The sequence below is a fragment of the Ectopseudomonas guguanensis genome (assembly GCF_900104265.1).
Lineage (GTDB): Bacteria > Pseudomonadota > Gammaproteobacteria > Pseudomonadales > Pseudomonadaceae > Aquipseudomonas > Aquipseudomonas guguanensis.
Genome location: NZ_FNJJ01000007.1, coordinates 166,848 through 181,221 on the forward strand (window position 1 = coordinate 166,848; position 14,374 = coordinate 181,221).

15 protein-coding genes and 1 pseudogene are annotated in these 14,374 nt (G+C 60.1%); 5 read left to right on the top strand and 11 right to left on the bottom strand.

The window, feature by feature from the left end; all coding sequences use genetic code 11:
- Positions 1 to 192: 192 nt before the first annotated feature.
- The 8 genes and pseudogenes from BLS61_RS12150 to BLS61_RS12180 all read right to left on the bottom strand — a co-directional run bounded on the left by BLS61_RS12150 (position 193) and on the right by BLS61_RS12180 (position 5,792).
- A complete protein-coding gene (locus tag BLS61_RS12150; protein ID WP_090431172.1) occupies positions 193 to 1,035 on the bottom strand; it encodes an EamA family transporter in 843 nt (280 codons plus the stop codon).
- Positions 1,036 to 1,176: 141 nt separating this feature from the next.
- Positions 1,177 to 1,569 (bottom strand): hypothetical protein, encoded by a 393-nt coding sequence (locus tag BLS61_RS12155; RefSeq protein WP_090431174.1) that lies wholly within the window; start codon positions 1,567 to 1,569, stop codon positions 1,177 to 1,179.
- A 170-nt stretch (positions 1,570 to 1,739) separates the two neighbouring features.
- Entirely contained in the window at positions 1,740 to 2,420 is a 681-nt protein-coding gene (locus tag BLS61_RS12160) for a DUF7822 domain-containing protein (RefSeq protein ID WP_244157943.1), read from the bottom strand.
- Between the two features lie 31 nt (positions 2,421 to 2,451).
- Positions 2,452 to 2,574: a hypothetical protein gene (locus BLS61_RS24010; RefSeq protein WP_279615167.1), complete on the bottom strand. Its 123-nt coding sequence runs from the start codon at positions 2,572 to 2,574 to the stop codon at positions 2,452 to 2,454.
- Positions 2,575 to 2,698: 124 nt separating this feature from the next.
- Positions 2,699 to 2,908, bottom strand: a pseudogene (locus BLS61_RS24015) (hypothetical protein); the annotation flags it as partial.
- A gap of 55 nt (positions 2,909 to 2,963) precedes the next feature.
- Positions 2,964 to 3,512, bottom strand: coding sequence for a tetratricopeptide repeat protein (locus BLS61_RS12170; RefSeq protein WP_090431176.1), 549 nt, complete (start codon positions 3,510 to 3,512; stop codon positions 2,964 to 2,966).
- A 781-nt stretch (positions 3,513 to 4,293) separates the two neighbouring features.
- A complete protein-coding gene (locus tag BLS61_RS23450; RefSeq protein ID WP_167358723.1) occupies positions 4,294 to 4,899 on the bottom strand; it encodes a hypothetical protein in 606 nt (201 codons plus the stop codon).
- Between the two features lie 152 nt (positions 4,900 to 5,051).
- Entirely contained in the window at positions 5,052 to 5,792 is a 741-nt protein-coding gene (locus BLS61_RS12180) for a type II toxin-antitoxin system death-on-curing family toxin (RefSeq protein ID WP_090431179.1), read from the bottom strand.
- 500 nt (positions 5,793 to 6,292) lie between these two features.
- On the opposite strand from BLS61_RS12180, the gene BLS61_RS12185 reads away from it, so the two are divergent.
- The 5 genes from BLS61_RS12185 (at position 6,293) to BLS61_RS12205 (ending at position 11,385) form a co-directional block, all read left to right on the top strand.
- Positions 6,293 to 7,216 carry an ABC transporter ATP-binding protein gene (locus BLS61_RS12185; RefSeq protein ID WP_090431180.1) on the top strand — a complete coding sequence of 308 codons (924 nt, stop codon included), beginning with the start codon at positions 6,293 to 6,295 and terminating at the stop codon, positions 7,214 to 7,216.
- Positions 7,213 to 7,944: an ABC transporter permease subunit gene (locus BLS61_RS12190; RefSeq protein WP_003244158.1), complete on the top strand. Its 732-nt coding sequence runs from the start codon at positions 7,213 to 7,215 to the stop codon at positions 7,942 to 7,944. Before BLS61_RS12185 ends, BLS61_RS12190 begins: the two co-directional genes overlap by 4 nt.
- A 12-nt stretch (positions 7,945 to 7,956) precedes the next feature.
- The gene (locus BLS61_RS12195) at positions 7,957 to 9,789 is read left to right on the top strand and encodes a GldG family protein (RefSeq protein WP_090431182.1); all 1,833 of its coding nucleotides are present in this window, start codon (positions 7,957 to 7,959) and stop codon (positions 9,787 to 9,789) included.
- A 164-nt stretch (positions 9,790 to 9,953) separates the two neighbouring features.
- The gene (locus BLS61_RS12200; RefSeq protein ID WP_090431184.1) at positions 9,954 to 10,946 is read left to right on the top strand and encodes a DUF4340 domain-containing protein; all 993 of its coding nucleotides are present in this window, start codon (positions 9,954 to 9,956) and stop codon (positions 10,944 to 10,946) included.
- 229 nt (positions 10,947 to 11,175) lie between these two features.
- Positions 11,176 to 11,385, top strand: a complete 210-nt coding sequence (locus tag BLS61_RS12205) for a cold-shock protein (protein ID WP_013716441.1) — start codon at positions 11,176 to 11,178, stop codon at positions 11,383 to 11,385.
- A 569-nt stretch (positions 11,386 to 11,954) separates the two neighbouring features.
- Here BLS61_RS12205 and BLS61_RS12210 read toward each other — a convergent pair.
- The 3 genes from BLS61_RS12210 to dapE are packed head-to-tail and all read right to left on the bottom strand — an operon-like array spanning position 11,955 to position 14,283.
- Complete coding sequence (locus BLS61_RS12210; protein ID WP_090431186.1) at positions 11,955 to 12,326, bottom strand: hypothetical protein; 372 nt, start codon at positions 12,324 to 12,326, stop codon at positions 11,955 to 11,957.
- A gap of 5 nt (positions 12,327 to 12,331) precedes the next feature.
- Positions 12,332 to 13,144, bottom strand: a complete 813-nt coding sequence (locus BLS61_RS12215; protein ID WP_090431188.1) for a putative RNA methyltransferase — start codon at positions 13,142 to 13,144, stop codon at positions 12,332 to 12,334.
- On the bottom strand, positions 13,141 to 14,283 hold the full coding sequence (gene dapE, locus BLS61_RS12220; RefSeq protein WP_090431190.1) for a succinyl-diaminopimelate desuccinylase: 1,143 nt from the start codon (positions 14,281 to 14,283) through the stop codon (positions 13,141 to 13,143). Before dapE ends, BLS61_RS12215 begins: the two co-directional genes overlap by 4 nt.
- Positions 14,284 to 14,374 lie beyond the last annotated feature (91 nt).

Below are 14,374 nucleotides of genomic sequence, written 5' to 3' on the forward strand. Positions count from 1 at the left end.
CTTTCCTTGAGCAGTCAGGTAGGGTGGGCTTCAGCCCACCACCTACACCAACACACTCCCCTCACGCCAACTTCATCACCACCAGACCAGCCGCGATCACCACGCAGGCCAACAGACGAATCGGCCGCAATCTTTCCTTGAGCAGTCAGGTAGGGTGGGCTTCAGCCCACCACCTACACCAACAGACTCCCCTCACGCCAATTTCATCATCACCACACCAGCCGCGATCACCACGCACGCCAACAGACGAATCGGCCGCAACCTTTCCTTGAGCAGCACCACTCCCAGCAGCACGGCGAACACCACGCTGGTCTCACGCAAGGCAGAGACCAGCGCCACCGGCGCCTGGGTCATGGCCCAGATCACGATGGTGTAGGCGGCCATGGACATCGCCCCTCCGGCCACTCCTCCACGCCAGTGCGGGCCCAGCTGCAGAAAGGCGCGTGGCCCACGGCTGATGGCCAATACAGCCGCCATCACCACCCCGTTGACGGTGAACAGCCACAGCGAATAGCTCAGTGCATCGCCATTGGCGCGGGCACCCATGGCGTCGCTCAGGGTATAGCCGGCGATAAACAGTGCCGTCATCAGCGCACAGGCCAGCATCGCCCCTTGCGGCGCCTGGTGATGCCCACCGCGTATCGCCATCAGCCAGATGCCCAGCACCAGTACCAGCAGCCCCAGCAGCTGCAGGGCACCGAGCCCGTCATGCAGGAACAGCAGAGAAAGCAGGGCCACCATCAGTGGCGAGCTGCCGCGAGCGATGGGATAGACCTGACCGAGGTCGCCGTACTGGTAAGCGCGGGCAAGAAAGAAGTTGTAGCCGATGTGCAGCAGCGCCGAGAGCGCGATCCATGGCCAGGCCGAAGCCTGCGGCAGGGCCACGAATGGCAAGGCACAAAGCGCCACCAGACCTGCGCCTATCTGGATCAGCGTGGCGGTGAGGAAACGGTCGAGACCGATCTTGAGCAGGGCGTTCCAGCCGGCATGCAGGGCGGCGGCGGCGATGACGGCGAGAAAGACCGTGGTTTCCAATAAGGGCCTCTGACTAGGCAATCAGGTGGTGCTGCTCGAAGCGCAGCAGCATCGCTGACGCCTGTGACAAAAAGAAGACTACCGGCTAGTCATGGGCAGCGTCGATACAAGCGAACGTACAGTGCCGCTAGCCAGCGCGTATCAGGCCATGGCCTGTCGTCGCGCACTCAGCAGATAGAGCAGGGTGAACACGATAACCAGCACGTCCAGAACCACCGCTGCAGCCGCCTTGGCCAGATACGCCTGGCCGTGAACGATCAGCAGTGACACGAAGACGGCCTTGCTCAGCGCTGCAATCACGGCGCAGAGCGTCCGGTGTCGTGCGTTCAACGCGCCATAGATCAGCAGTACGCCCATCAGCCCGACCAGTGCCGACCAGCTGCGAATGACCAGAGATTGCAACTGCCCGTCGAAGGACGCGCCGAACATCGACTGCAGCGCCTCCTGCGGCGCGAACAGACCGTAGAACATGGTGGCGGTAAGCGCGCCGGACACCAGCATCAACCATCTGAAATGACGTGCGATAAGAGCCATGGCGGTTCCTTCCTTTGCGGTGTTGGCGGCATGCAGCTTAGCCTTGAAGCGAGTGCATCACCTGAGATGAAGCAGCAGTCGGGTCATTGCGCTTCAGGCGCCTGCACGCAGCATCCCTATATCCTTGCAAGGCTCGTCAGCGCGCCGTGGCGGCATCCCGGCACAGGTGTTCATGCATCGCTGAAATCGAAGTACAGGATGTTCGACCAGTTTCCAAGCCCGAGGCCGTAGAGGCTGGGCATCACATCATGCGCAGGGGGCGCTGGCTCGGGCGTGCGGCCGAGCAGCCTGGACAGGAGGCCGGCGGGTTTGGGTGGCGCCATGGGAGGTGGCAGTAAGGATTGCAGCGCCCGGTTCATTTCAGGCGCCAGATCGTTCAACTCCTCCAGCAGCGCCAAATTCTGCTCAAGGAGGGGCGCATCACCCATGTCGAAAATTTCACCGCACTCCAGCACCAGGTACTGATTCTGGTTCTCTGGCTTATGCAGGAACTCGAGGGCTTCGGCAATCAGCGGCTGAGCTTCAGGCAGGTGTATTTGCGAGAGGAAGCCTTCAAGGTTCTTCACGCCACTGGCGTAATCACCTATCAGGGCGATTTCCTCTGAATTGTCCCAAATCGAGGAGGGGCAGGTTCTCGGGGCGCCAGAGAGAAGAATCTTGAAAACGATGGGTATGTCGTAGTTCCACTCGGCAATACCAATCAGCTTGCGGCCGCTGGTCTTGGCGCTCGGCCCGGGAATGACATTGGTGGAGTAGAGATAGCTGCGGTTGGCCACGATGATCGTTCCGATGCTTGTGAGGTGGAGGCAGGTCGCGCCAGCAAAGGTGGCGAGCCGGTTGCCCTTCGTCATGCAACCGGGTCCGGGGCGTGTGCGGGCAGGCTCAGTGCACGGTGCTCATGCTTTGGTGCAGCTTGGCCAGATCGCTCCAGTCGCGGTCTTCGTAGAAGTTGATCTCGATGGGGTAGACCGGATGATCGATCAGCGCCTCGTTGACGTTGGCCATGAACGCTTCGCGGTCCGCGATGTAATAGACGAACTCCTTCAGACCGTTGCCGGTTGCCGCCTATCGTCTCCAACCCGTCCTCGAGCCTGATCATTTCCTTGTTGATCTGCGCTGACGGCAAACCGTTGTTTTCCGATGCCTCGTACTTCCAGGAGATGACCGTCAGCCAGGGCATCTTTTGCTGGATGTTCAGGGGCGGAGCGTCGGCGATGAATTTATAGATGATCGGTTTGCCTTCGACCGTTGCTTTGGCGACTGACCAGATGCGTTCTGTGGATACCATGGAAGATGCTCCCGCTAAAAAGAAACACAACAGAAAGAGGGCGATTCTCATGATGTTCGGTCATGCCATTGAAGTGAAGCGGTGGACAACTTCCTGAACTCATTGGCTATGGATATTTGAGCGTGACATTCAACTTTCTGTGGCAATCCCGCGTCTGCGGATCCTGCTCACCCAGCTGTTTGGAGAAGATGTCACAGTCGATCTGCAGATGCTCATTGGCCTGCCGGTACTGTCTGGACCGGATCATCGCCCACCCCAGGTTGCCATTGGCGATGCCGATATTCAGATGTTCGGCCGGGTAGTGCCGCTCGTCTACTTGCAGCGCTTTTCGAAGTGATTCCAGACCTTTCTGAAATTGACCATCGAAGACGTAGGCCTGGCCGAGGTACGTCCAGCGGCCACCGAGGTAGGGATCATCGGGATCTAGGCTGCGATCGACATCTAACGCAGTCTGGAAGTAGGGGATCGACGCCTTGTAATCCTGGCGTTCCAGCAAGCGCATGCCGATCTCGTGGCTCAGAAAGGCGAGCGATTGCTTGTGCAGGTAATCGTCGGTTTTCTCCAGGTTGTAGCGCTCGATCATCCTGCTCAGCGCCTCATCGGCTAGAGCCCAATGGGGCAGCAGGCAGATCAGGAAAAATACCACTACGCGCATGCATCATCCTTTTGCATAGCCAAACGGTCAGCCCGCAACGGGCGGTGCGATTACCAAGCGCTGTGGGTAGGAAGCTATTCCATTTCCAGGGGCTGTGTCCACGCCGACTCGACGCCGCGTTTCAGACCCCGCTTGTCGCCCGAGCTTCCTGCGAAGTTAGATGCTCGGTACTCGAGTGTCTTGGAATCGTCGCAGTTCTCGGTTGTGGTGAATCGCGAAGCGCTCGGAACAGGCGAGTCCTGCAGCGGAACAAGGTCTTGATCGTCGTGATCGATTGAACGCTTGGCCTCCGCTGCGCGAACTACAGAATGGCCAAGACGGTAGCGCCCAGAACAGGCCGGATATACGAATGCAACCGCGCTGACGACAGGTGCAAAAGCAAAGCTTTACTCACTACTTGTGGGGAGAGTCCATATACCTATTTTTATGCGGTTGTTAAATACCGTTGGATAATGCCTGCTGGATTATTGGTGCTACTGATTCACTCGTAATTTGACGATCAATACAGTATTTTGAAAGAAGCCATTCGGATAGCTGTCTCTGCCCTTTGCTTGCATTGCATGAGTAGCAGCATAGAGCAATGTTTTCTCTGGTTATGATATTCGCGTCATTTATGATGTGTTCCCAGCTGGCGCAAGTTTTCTTCGAAGTCTTAGCGGTAGTAAAAGCAGTGCCGCAATAAACGCAACTCTTGTCCCGTGCGCGGACTTCTTTTTCAAGTCGGCTTGGAATGTTCCAACTATTTGCCATGCTGATTCTTTCCTTGTTTACGCATAACGCCTCAAGAACCGGCGCCGCTTTTGGCGTCCGGGTTGCTTGAATTGTTATGTTCTATTACTTGACCATTTGTGATAGCCTGAATCTCTCTCGCTATATCTTCGGCACTCGGTGAAGTGAGAGTAAAATAAAAGCTGATAGCTCCTACAACAAAGCTGATAATAGTTACGACGTAAGCTCTGTTTGTTTGCTTTTTTAGCTTTTCCTGTTCAGATTTTTGCTCCACATACTTGCTTAGTACGCCCAAAATAGGAGCGAGAAGATGTTTGTCGCTATCCTCATCAGAAGCCTCGGCAATTTTAGTAAGCCTTGCTAGAGAGGGTTTAACTTCATCAGGCATATCGTCGAAAGGTTCCTCTGATTCAATTTCCTGAACAAGCTTTTTAAGGCTCTCAAACGTTTCCTTGTTATCTGCTTCTCGAAAGATTTTATAAATCACTTTTCTAGACTGAAATGCGGTAAGGTCAAATGATTTCCCAATATTGACAACGTCTTTTGCTGAAAGCTGTATCCCAGAGGCCATCTTTGCATGAACATTCTTTTGCATGGCATCCGCATTTTTTCTTGTTTGGATGGTTAGCCAAGACATAAAGATCGTAAAAGCGATCATTATGAGAATATAGCTTCCAGTTACAACAATATTGAAAAAAACTAAAATCCATTAAAACTCCGATTTTTGCTCAAGAACATAACGTTTGGTTAAGGGGCGGGCTTTAGCCCGTCCCAGTGAGCGAAGCGAGCGATATGAAACACTTGTTGTACCTAAGTTTTCGCTAGGCGCTTCAGCGCTGTCATGTAGCGATAAATTTGCGATCTTTCGTCAGAATAACCATCTTGGAATTCATCCATTGAAACTCCTGAGGCTGACTCACTAAGCCCTAACCGACGCAAGTAAGTAAGAATGGCCATGCCGTCGAGTTGGCGAGTGCTTCGGCTTATACGAATGCTCTTTTGGCCTTTGTTTATGACGTAAGAGCCGCCCTTTGCATCTTTGATACTGGCGCCTGCTTGCTCACACCGCCTCAAGAAGTCTGATGTTTTCATTGAGCTAGGCCTAGGGTTGTTTGGTGTAGACCTTTCCTTAAACCATGCTGCTATTTCACTGACGATTGAGTCTGCGTTTAAGCCGTGTTCTGGCTCAGGGTATTCATCAGCTGTAACTGATACGACAAAGTCATATACGTTATCGTCTGTTACAGAGTTATCTAGCCTTCTATCATTGCGGTATAAGACTGTGAGGGCGGTGACAAGAGCTGTTCTTTTATTTCCGTTATGAAACGCATGATTTTTGGTAAGCGAATGGAAAAGTGCGGCGACTTTTTCCTCAAGGCTTTCGTACTTGTCTACACCTCCCATGCCTGTGTGTGGGCGTGAGCATGCAGATTCAAGGAGTTCGCTGGACTTTATGCCCGGTGGTGATATTGGGTCTTCTTCATGCTCAAAAATGGCAGTGAGTTGATTGTGAATGCCCGCTACATCTTCATGATCTGGCAACCAAGCCATGCGTTACTCCTTTAGGTACAACAGTGATTAGATGGAAGGCGGTACTAATCCGATAGTGGAGCCTTCCATCTAACTCCGCGCCATCGTCATAACCACCCTGGAAGACTATTTTTGAAATCATGGCATTACCAGCCAGCTCCTGATCCTTGGACGTATTCGCTTGACTTCCTCTTTTGTCTCATTCGTTACGTCTGCTCAAAAAACATCCAGAACACGCTTTATGATCCGCGCGCTAGGAGTATGAGCGCCCAAGCCATTAGCTGAGTTACCCATCGGTAATACGGCGCTTCGCATGGGGCGTTGAGCTTCGGTATGAAGCTGTCCGTTCGCTGAACGCTATATTCCTTTTACTGCTTGTTGCAACCTGCTGACTGAACTTTTCAGTTTTGCTACGGTCTTGCCCACGTCCGGGCCGGTGGTTTTTCGTGCCCGGCGTTCTTGCGGCCTGCGCTCTCGCGATGGTTTCGCTGAGCGCAGGCCATTCGCGACGGTGAGAGGCCATGATCGATATAAGAAACCTGACCAAGCGTTTTGCGCAGCACACGGCAGTCGATGACCTGTCGTTCCAGGTCCAGCCAGGGGAAGTGCTGGGCTTTCTCGGCCCCAACGGGGCCGGCAAATCCACCACCATGAAGATGCTCACCGGCTTTCTCGCGCCGACCTCAGGCACGGCGAGCATCCTCGGTTGCGATATCCAGACCCAGACCCTCGAAGCCCAGCGGCAGATCGGTTATCTGCCGGAAGGCGCGCCTTGCTATGGCGATATGACGGTGCGCGGTTTTCTCGACTTTATTGCCGAGGTGCGCGGTTTTCACGGTGCCGAGAAGAAGCTGCGCGTGCAGCGCGCGGTGGAGCAGGTGGAGCTGGAAAAGGTGCTGGAGCAGAGCATCGAGACGCTGTCCAAGGGCTTCAAGCGCCGCGTCGGCCTGGCCCAGGCGATCCTGCATGACCCGCGCGTGCTGATCCTCGACGAGCCCACCGATGGCCTCGACCCGAACCAGAAGCACCAGGTGCGCCAGCTCATTCAGGGCCTGGCGCGCGACAAGATCGTGATCATTTCCACCCACATCCTCGAAGAGGTCACGGCGCTGTGCACCCGCGCGGTGGTGATCGCCCAGGGCCGCTTGCTGGCCGATGGCACGCCGCTGGAGCTGGAAAGCCGCTCGCGCTATCACCAGGCGGTGACGCTGGTGGCCGATGAGGCACTGGATCAGGCAGCTCTTGCGGCGCTGCCGGGTGTCGCAGGTGTCGAGGAAAACGCCCGCGAACACAGCCTGAGCGTGCTGGCGCAGCCGGGCGAGGTGATCTTCCCGCAGGTCAATGCGCTGATTGCCGAACGCGGCTGGAAGGTCAAGGAACTCAACGTGGAACGCGGCCGGCTCGATGAAGTGTTCCGCACGCTGACCCGGGGAGAGCAGCCATGACCCAGTTGCCCGTGATCTTCAAGCGCGAACTGGCGAGCTACTTCGCCACGCCGCTGGCCTATGTGTTCATCGTCATCTTCCTGGTGCTGTCCGGGGTGTTCACCTTCTACCTGGGCGGCTTCTTCGAGGGCGGTCAGGCCAATCTGTCCGCCTTCTTCAACTTCCACCCCTGGCTCTATCTGTTCCTGGTTCCGGCGATTGCCATGCGCCTGTGGGCGGAGGAGCGCAAGTCCGGCTCCATCGAGCTCTTGATGACCCTGCCGATCACCCGCTTCGAGGCGGTCACCGGCAAGTTCCTCGCCGCCTGGGTGTTCGCCGGCATCGCGCTGCTGCTGACCTTTCCGATGATCATCACGGTCAACTACCTAGGTGAGCCGGACAACGGCGCCATCGTCACCGGCTATATCGGTAGCTGGCTGCTGGCCGGCGCGTATCTCGCCATCGGCTCGTGCATGTCGGCGCTGAGCAAGAACCAGGTGATTGCCTTCATCCTCGCGGTCAGCGCCTGCTTCCTGTTCATCGTCAGCGGCTTTCCCATGGTGCTCGACGCCTTCGCCTGGGCGCCGCAGTGGCTGGTGGACGCCATCGCCTCGCTGAGCTTCCTGGTGCGTTTCGACGCCATCAGCAAGGGCGTGATCGATCTGCGCGACCTGCTGTATTTCCTCTCGCTAATCGCCGCGTGGCTGACCGCCACCGCCGTGGTCATCGATCTGAAGAAAGCTGACTGAAGGAATGCGCCCATGAAAAAGCTGATCTATTCCGGCGCCGGGCTGCTGCTGATCGCGGTGGCCTTTCTCGCCTTCAACCTGCTGGCCGGCCTGGGCTTGGGCGGTGCCCGTCTGGACCTGACCGAGCAGAAGCTCTACACCATCTCAGGCGGCACCAAGCAGATCCTTGCCGAGCTGGACGAGCCGATCAACCTGTACTTCTTCTATTCGGACAAGGTGGCCAAGGACCTGCCGGCGCTGCGCACTTACGCGCAGCGTGTGGAGGAGATGCTCAAGGCCTACCAGCGTCAGGCCGGCGGCAAGATTCGCCTGCACGTGATCGACCCCGAGCCGTTCTCCGAGGACGAGGACAAGGCTGCCGAATTTGGCCTGCAGGGCATCCCGCTGCAGCAGGGCGGCGACTCGATCTACTTCGGCCTGGCCGGCACCAATGGCCTGGATGACACCCAGGTGATCCCGTTCTTCGCTCTGGATCAGGAGGAGCATCTGGAATACGAGCTGAGCCGCCTGGTGCAGACCCTGGCCAAGCCGGAACTGCCGGTGGTTGGCGTGCTCTCCGGGCTGCAGATGACCGGCGGCTTCGACATGATGGCGCGGCAGCCGACGCCGCCGTGGATGGTGCTGGAGCAGGTGCGCCAGTTGTTTCAGATCGAGCAGCTCAAGGCCGATGTCGATCAGATTCCCGAGAACGTCTCGGTGCTGTGGCTGGTGCATCCGAAGAACCTGCCCGAGCAGACCCTGTATGCCATCGACCAGTTCGTGCTGCGCGGGGGCAAGCTGATGGTGTTCGTTGACCCTTACGCCGAGGCCGATACCGGCGATATGCCAGGTGAGATGGCGGTGGACAAGTCGTCAAACATCGAGCCGCTGTTCAAGGCCTGGGGCCTGCGCCTGGTGCCGGACAAGGTGCTCGGCGATGGCTCCTACGCCATGTCGGTCAACCGTGGCCAGGGGCAGCGCCCGGTGCGCCACGCCGCCTGGCTGAGCTTGCCGCGCAAGGCGCTGGACCAGACCGATATCGCCACCGCCGGGCTGGAGAGCGTCACGGTCGCCACCGCCGGCATACTCGAGCCGGTGGAAGGGGCGAAGACGCGTTTCACCCCGCTGATGCAGAGCTCCGAATACGCCATGCCCTTCGACGCCCAGCGTTTCGCCATGCTCAGCAACCCGGAGGAGCTGATCCGTGAACTGGAGCCGACCGGCGAGCGCTACACCATCGCCGCGCGTATCGACGGTCCGGCGCAGAGCGCTTTCCCCGATGGCATCGAAGGGCGCAAGGATGGCCTCAAGCAGGCCGACAACATCAACGTCATCGCCGTGGCCGACACCGACATATTGAGCGACCGCATGTGGGTGCAGGTGCAGGACTTCTTCGGCCAGCGCATCCCGCAACCCTGGGCGGACAACGGCAGCTTCGCGATCAACGCGCTGGACAACCTGACCGGCTCCGAGGCGCTGATCAGCGTGCGTTCGCGTGGTCGCTTCAGCCGTCCGTTCGTGGTGGTCGAGGAGTTGCAGCGCGCTGCCGAACAGCGCTTCCGCGACAAGGAGCAGGCCCTGCAGGCGCGTCTGGCCGAGACCGAGCAGCAACTGGCGGCGCTGCAGCGCAATGATGATCCGAATCAGGCGCTGGAACTGACGCCGGAGCAGCAGGGCGCGCTGCAGCGGTTCATCCAGCAGAAGCTGGAGATTCGCAAGGAGCTGCGCGAGGTGCGCTACCAGCTCAACGCCGATATCGAGGCGCTGGGGCGCACGCTGAAGATCATCAACATCGCCCTGGTGCCGGCGCTGCTGACTCTCGGCGTGTTGGCGCTGTGGCTGTGGCGGCGGCGCCGTCACGCTTGATGTTCACCTGTGGGAGGGGCTGCAGCGGCGACAGTCGCGGCTAAAGCCCCCCTCCCACGAATCGCGCGTAGGGTGGATGTCGCTGTTTACATCCACCACAACGGTGGATCGGTGAAGCGTGATCCACCCTACGCCGCTTTCGAGTCATCAACAGTGAGATGGGTATGGGACGTAAAGGTCTGATCGCATTGATCGTCATCGTGCTGCTTTGTGTGCTGGGTTATCTGGCCGTGCAGCGTGGCCAGCAGCAGCGCACCGCGCAGATCGAGCAGGCGCCGTGGTTGGCGGCCGAGCAGGGCTACCTGAGCACGCTGCAGGCGCTGGAGATCGAGCAGCCGGGGCAGCCGGCGGTACGTATCGAACGCAAAGGCGAACAGTGGGTGGTGCCGGCCAAGGCCGACTATCCGGCAGCACCGCAAGCGCTGGCCGAGCTGCTGCGGGCCTTGCGTGAGGCCCGCACCGTGGAGGCCAAAACCGCCAACCCGCAGTGGCATGCGCGCCTGGGACTGGCCGAAAAGGGGGAGGGCGATGAACAGGCGCTGCGCATGAGGCTGCAGTTCGACGGTCATCCAGATCTGGGGCTGCGCCTGGGCAATCCCTCCCGGCAGGGCAGCGGGCAACTGGTGCGACGTGCCGGTGAGGACCAGGTGTGGCTGATCGATCAGCAGTTGCAGGTGCCGACCCGTGAGCTGGACTGGCTGGATCGACGCGTCACCCACATCCCCTTCACTCGCATCGCCAGTTTGGAGCTGCGCTACGCCGATGGCGAGAAACTCACGCTGAAGCGCGCCGATGCCGAGCAGTACAACTTCGCGGTCGAGGAGTTGCGCAAGGAACAGAAACTCAGCTTCGAGGGTGCAGCCAATAGCGTTGCGCTGGTGTTCTCCAACCTGCAGTTCGCCGATGCCGCGCCGCTGGCGCAGGTGGGTTTCAAGCAGTCGCCGATGCTGCAGTTCAGCCTTGCCGGTTTCGATGGACAGAGGCTCGAGGGCGCGCTCTACAAGCAGGGTGAGCAGTATTGGCTGGTGCTTGGCGAGCATGAAGGTTTCGCGGTGGGCGAGGTCAGTGCACGCAGCGACTGGGCCTACCGGCTGGAGCCCGAACAGGTTCAGCGGCTGGCGAAGAAGTTGCGCGATCTGTTGGCCAAAAGCTCGTAAAACAGGCTCTAAGCCGGGTATTTTCCGGGTTCGTGTCGCTTCTCAAAAAGTGCTTTTCAGTCACAATCCATGCTTTATACTCGGCCTTCGGCTGCTGCAAGAACGCGGATCGCTTGACCTGCTCCAAGCTCGATTGCCGGGGGTGGCGAATGCTGAGAAGAACGTTTTTACCGAGCCGTCAAAGCGCCTTCGGGACAATAAAAACATAGCGAGTTTGGAGAAGTTGGTAATGGCAGATCGTGAGACCGGAACCGTCAAATGGTTCAATGATTCCAAGGGTTACGGGTTCATTCAGCGCGAAAGCGGCCCGGACGTATTCGTTCACTACCGCGCCATCCGCGGCGAAGGCCACCGCACCCTGGTCGAAGGCCAGAAGGTCGAGTTCGGCGTGACTCAGGGCCAGAAAGGCCTGCAGGCGGAAGACGTCTCGGCGCTCTGAACGCCAAGCTCGCACTACCACGAGGCCCGTCGATGACGGGCCTTGTTGTTTGTGGGCGCTGTATTTAGTAGGGCGGGTGAAACCCGCCGAAAGGCATGGCGGGTTGCACCCGCCCTACGCTTGAAGGCGCGGTGCGCACGGCGCACCCTAGGTCGACGTAGCGGTTCTGTAGCCCGGATGCAATCCGGGGAAATGCGTGGGCCAGGCCCCGGATTTCATCCGGCTACGGACGACTACCACGAGGCCCGTCGATGACGGGCCTTGTTGTTTGTGGCGCTGTATTTAGTAGGGCGGGTGAAACCCGCCGAAATGCATGGCGGGTTGCACCCGCCCTACGCTTGAAGGCGCGGTGCGCACGGCGCACCCTAGGTCGACGTAGCGGTTCCGTAGCCCGGATGCAATCCGGGGACATGCGTCGGCCAGGCCCCGGATTTCATCCGGGCTACGGGCGAAAATGATGACCTCACGCAGCCTTGCGTAGGAGCCCCGCCTCGGGGCGAAGCTTGTTGGCCTGATTCGCGGCGGGGCGCCGCTCCTACAGATTTGGCGCTTGCGCCAAGTGGCCGCTTTTATTCAGTACGCCAGACGATCTCGGTTTCGCCATCGGCATCGACCTTGATCCAGCGGTCGGCTTCTTCTTCGCTCTCATCCTCGACCCAGGTGCCGGGGGCGCAGCGGATCTGCACGCCAAGCGCGGCATGCGCGGCGCGGGCGCAGGCCAGATCGTCGGCCCAGGGCGTGGCGTCGCTTTCCAGGTACAGGCTGTGCCATTTGCCCACGGCTTTTGGTAGCCAGGTCACCGGCACGTCACCGGCCTTGCACTTGAAGGTCTGGCCCTTTTGCTGCCATTCGCTGCACGGGCCGAGGGCTTCACCCAGCCATTGCGCCACGGCGTCGCGTTCGGCGTCTTTGAGGTAGATCTCGATGTCCGGTTGGCGCATTGGGTTCATTCCTGAGTTTTGACGATCCAATCGTAGCGGATGGCGACGGTAACTTCGAAGGGCGCGGCGATCACTGCATCGCGGCGTTCGGCGCTGGCGCGCCAGCCGTGCGGGGTCATGGCCAGCAGGTCGGCGCGGGCCTGGGCGTCGGTCAGCTGCAGCGCAAACTGCAGGGTTTCGCTATGCGCCAGGTGCATGCCCGGCGGAATCAGCGCCAGGTGCTTCTCGTCGTCGTAGTCGCGCACTTCGTCATACAGCTTCTGCCGCAGCTCCATCAGGTGCACGCGGGTCGGACCCATGCGCAGCAGGCCGCCGCCAGGGGCGAGCAGGCGCTTGGCCTCGGCCCAGTCCAGCGGGCTGAATACGCTGGCCAGCAGCTCGCAGCTGGCGTCTGCCAGCGGCACGCGGGCCATGCTCGCCACCAGCCAGCTCAGCTGCGGCGCGCGCTTGCAGGCGCGTTTGACCGCCTCGCGGGAGATGTCCAGGGCGTAACCATCGGCGTGGGGCAGGGCGCGGGCGATCTGCTCGGTGTAGTAGCCCTCGCCACAGCCGATATCCAGCCAGCGCGCCGGTTTGTACTCGGCCGCCAGTGCCGCCAGGCGCACGGCCAGCGGCGCGTAGTGACCGCCTTCGAGAAAGCGTCGGCGCGCCTCGACCATGGCGGCGTTGTCGCCGGGGTCGCGGCTGTTCTTGTGCTGCACCGGCAGCAGGTTGTAGTACCCCTGGCGTGCGCGGTCGAAGCTGTGCCGGTTGGCGCAGACCAGGCCGCTGCCGTTGGGCTCGAGCGGCGTCTGGCAGATGGGACAGATCAGGCTCATGCGAGGAGTTTTACCATCGTCTGATAGTAAACCTCGGTCAGCAGGTCCAGATCGCTGGCCAGCACGCGCTCGTTGATCTGGTGGATGGTGGCGTTGACCGGGCCGAGCTCGACCACCTGGGTGCCCAGGGTGGCGATGAAGCGACCGTCGGAGGTGCCGCCGCTGGTGGACGGCCTGGTGTCGCGACCGGTGACGTGCTTGATGCTGGCGGCGACGGCGTCGAGCAGTTCGCCCGGCTGGGTGAGGAAGGGCAGGCCGGACAGCGCCCATTCCAGGTGGTAGTCCAGGCCGTGCTTGTCGAGGATGGCGGTGACGCGCTGCTGCAGGCCCTCGACGGTGGATTCGGTGGAGAAGCGGAAGTTGAACACCGCCTTCAGTTCGCCGGGGATGACGTTGGTGGCACCGGTGCCGGCGTTGAGGTTGGACACCTGGAAGCTGGTCGGCGGGAAGTAGTCGTTGCCGTGGTCCCAGTGCTCGGCGGCCAGTTCGGCCAGGGCCGGGGCGGCCAGGTGAATCGGGTTCTTCGCCAGGTGCGGGTAGGCCACGTGGCCCTGCTTGCCGTACACGGTCAGGGTGCAGCCGAGGGAGCCGCGGCGGCCGTTCTTCACCACGTCACCGAGCAGAGTGGTGCTCGACGGTTCGCCGACGATGCACCAGTCCAGGCGCTCGCCTCGTTCGCGCAGGCGCTCGACCACGGCCTTGGTACCGTGCTGGGCCGGGCCTTCCTCGTCGCTGGTGATCAGGAAGCTGATGGCCCCCTTGTGGTTCGGGTAGTCGGCGACGAAGCGCTCCACCGCGATGATCATGCTCGCCAGGCTGCCTTTCATGTCCGCCGCGCCACGGCCGCAGAGCATGCCTTCGTCATCGACGCGTACGTCGAACGGCTGGTATTGCCAGGCTTCCAGCGGGCCGGTGGGCACCACGTCGGTGTGGCCGGCGAAGCACAGTACCGGACCGTCGCCACCGCGTTTGGCCCAGAAGTTCTCCACCTCTTCGATGCGCATGCGCTCCACCTCGAAACCGCAGGCGGCCAGGCGGCGCATCATCAGTTCCTGACAGCCTTCGTCGACCGGGGTGACGGACGGGCGGCGGATCAGGTCGAAGGCGAGTTCCAGGGTCGGGGTGAGGGTGGCGGTCATTGCGGCTCCGGTACGGCGGCTGGCGTGAAGGCTGGCCATCTTAAAGCAAAAGTCGTTACCGATCAGGTCATCAGACGCGCCGCGTGGCGCA

Coding starts and splice junctions, on each gene's coding strand:
- BLS61_RS12155 (WP_090431174.1), bottom strand. CDS start 1,569: ATGGCTCTTATCGCACGTCATTTCAGATGGTTGATGCTGGTGTCCGGC.
- BLS61_RS12160 (WP_244157943.1), bottom strand. CDS start 2,420: ATGACGAAGGGCAACCGGCTCGCCACCTTTGCTGGCGCGACCTGCCTC.
- BLS61_RS24010 (WP_279615167.1), bottom strand. CDS start 2,574: ATGGCCAACGTCAACGAGGCGCTGATCGATCATCCGGTCTACCCCATC.
- BLS61_RS12170 (WP_090431176.1), bottom strand. CDS start 3,512: ATGCGCGTAGTGGTATTTTTCCTGATCTGCCTGCTGCCCCATTGGGCT.
- BLS61_RS23450 (WP_167358723.1), bottom strand. CDS start 4,899: ATGATCGCTTTTACGATCTTTATGTCTTGGCTAACCATCCAAACAAGA.
- BLS61_RS12180 (WP_090431179.1), bottom strand. CDS start 5,792: ATGGCTTGGTTGCCAGATCATGAAGATGTAGCGGGCATTCACAATCAA.
- BLS61_RS12185 (WP_090431180.1), top strand. CDS start 6,293: ATGATCGATATAAGAAACCTGACCAAGCGTTTTGCGCAGCACACGGCA.
- BLS61_RS12190 (WP_003244158.1), top strand. CDS start 7,213: ATGACCCAGTTGCCCGTGATCTTCAAGCGCGAACTGGCGAGCTACTTC.
- BLS61_RS12195 (WP_090431182.1), top strand. CDS start 7,957: ATGAAAAAGCTGATCTATTCCGGCGCCGGGCTGCTGCTGATCGCGGTG.
- BLS61_RS12200 (WP_090431184.1), top strand. CDS start 9,954: ATGGGACGTAAAGGTCTGATCGCATTGATCGTCATCGTGCTGCTTTGT.
- BLS61_RS12205 (WP_013716441.1), top strand. CDS start 11,176: ATGGCAGATCGTGAGACCGGAACCGTCAAATGGTTCAATGATTCCAAG.
- BLS61_RS12210 (WP_090431186.1), bottom strand. CDS start 12,326: ATGCGCCAACCGGACATCGAGATCTACCTCAAAGACGCCGAACGCGAC.
- BLS61_RS12215 (WP_090431188.1), bottom strand. CDS start 13,144: ATGAGCCTGATCTGTCCCATCTGCCAGACGCCGCTCGAGCCCAACGGC.
- dapE (WP_090431190.1), bottom strand. CDS start 14,283: ATGACCGCCACCCTCACCCCGACCCTGGAACTCGCCTTCGACCTGATC.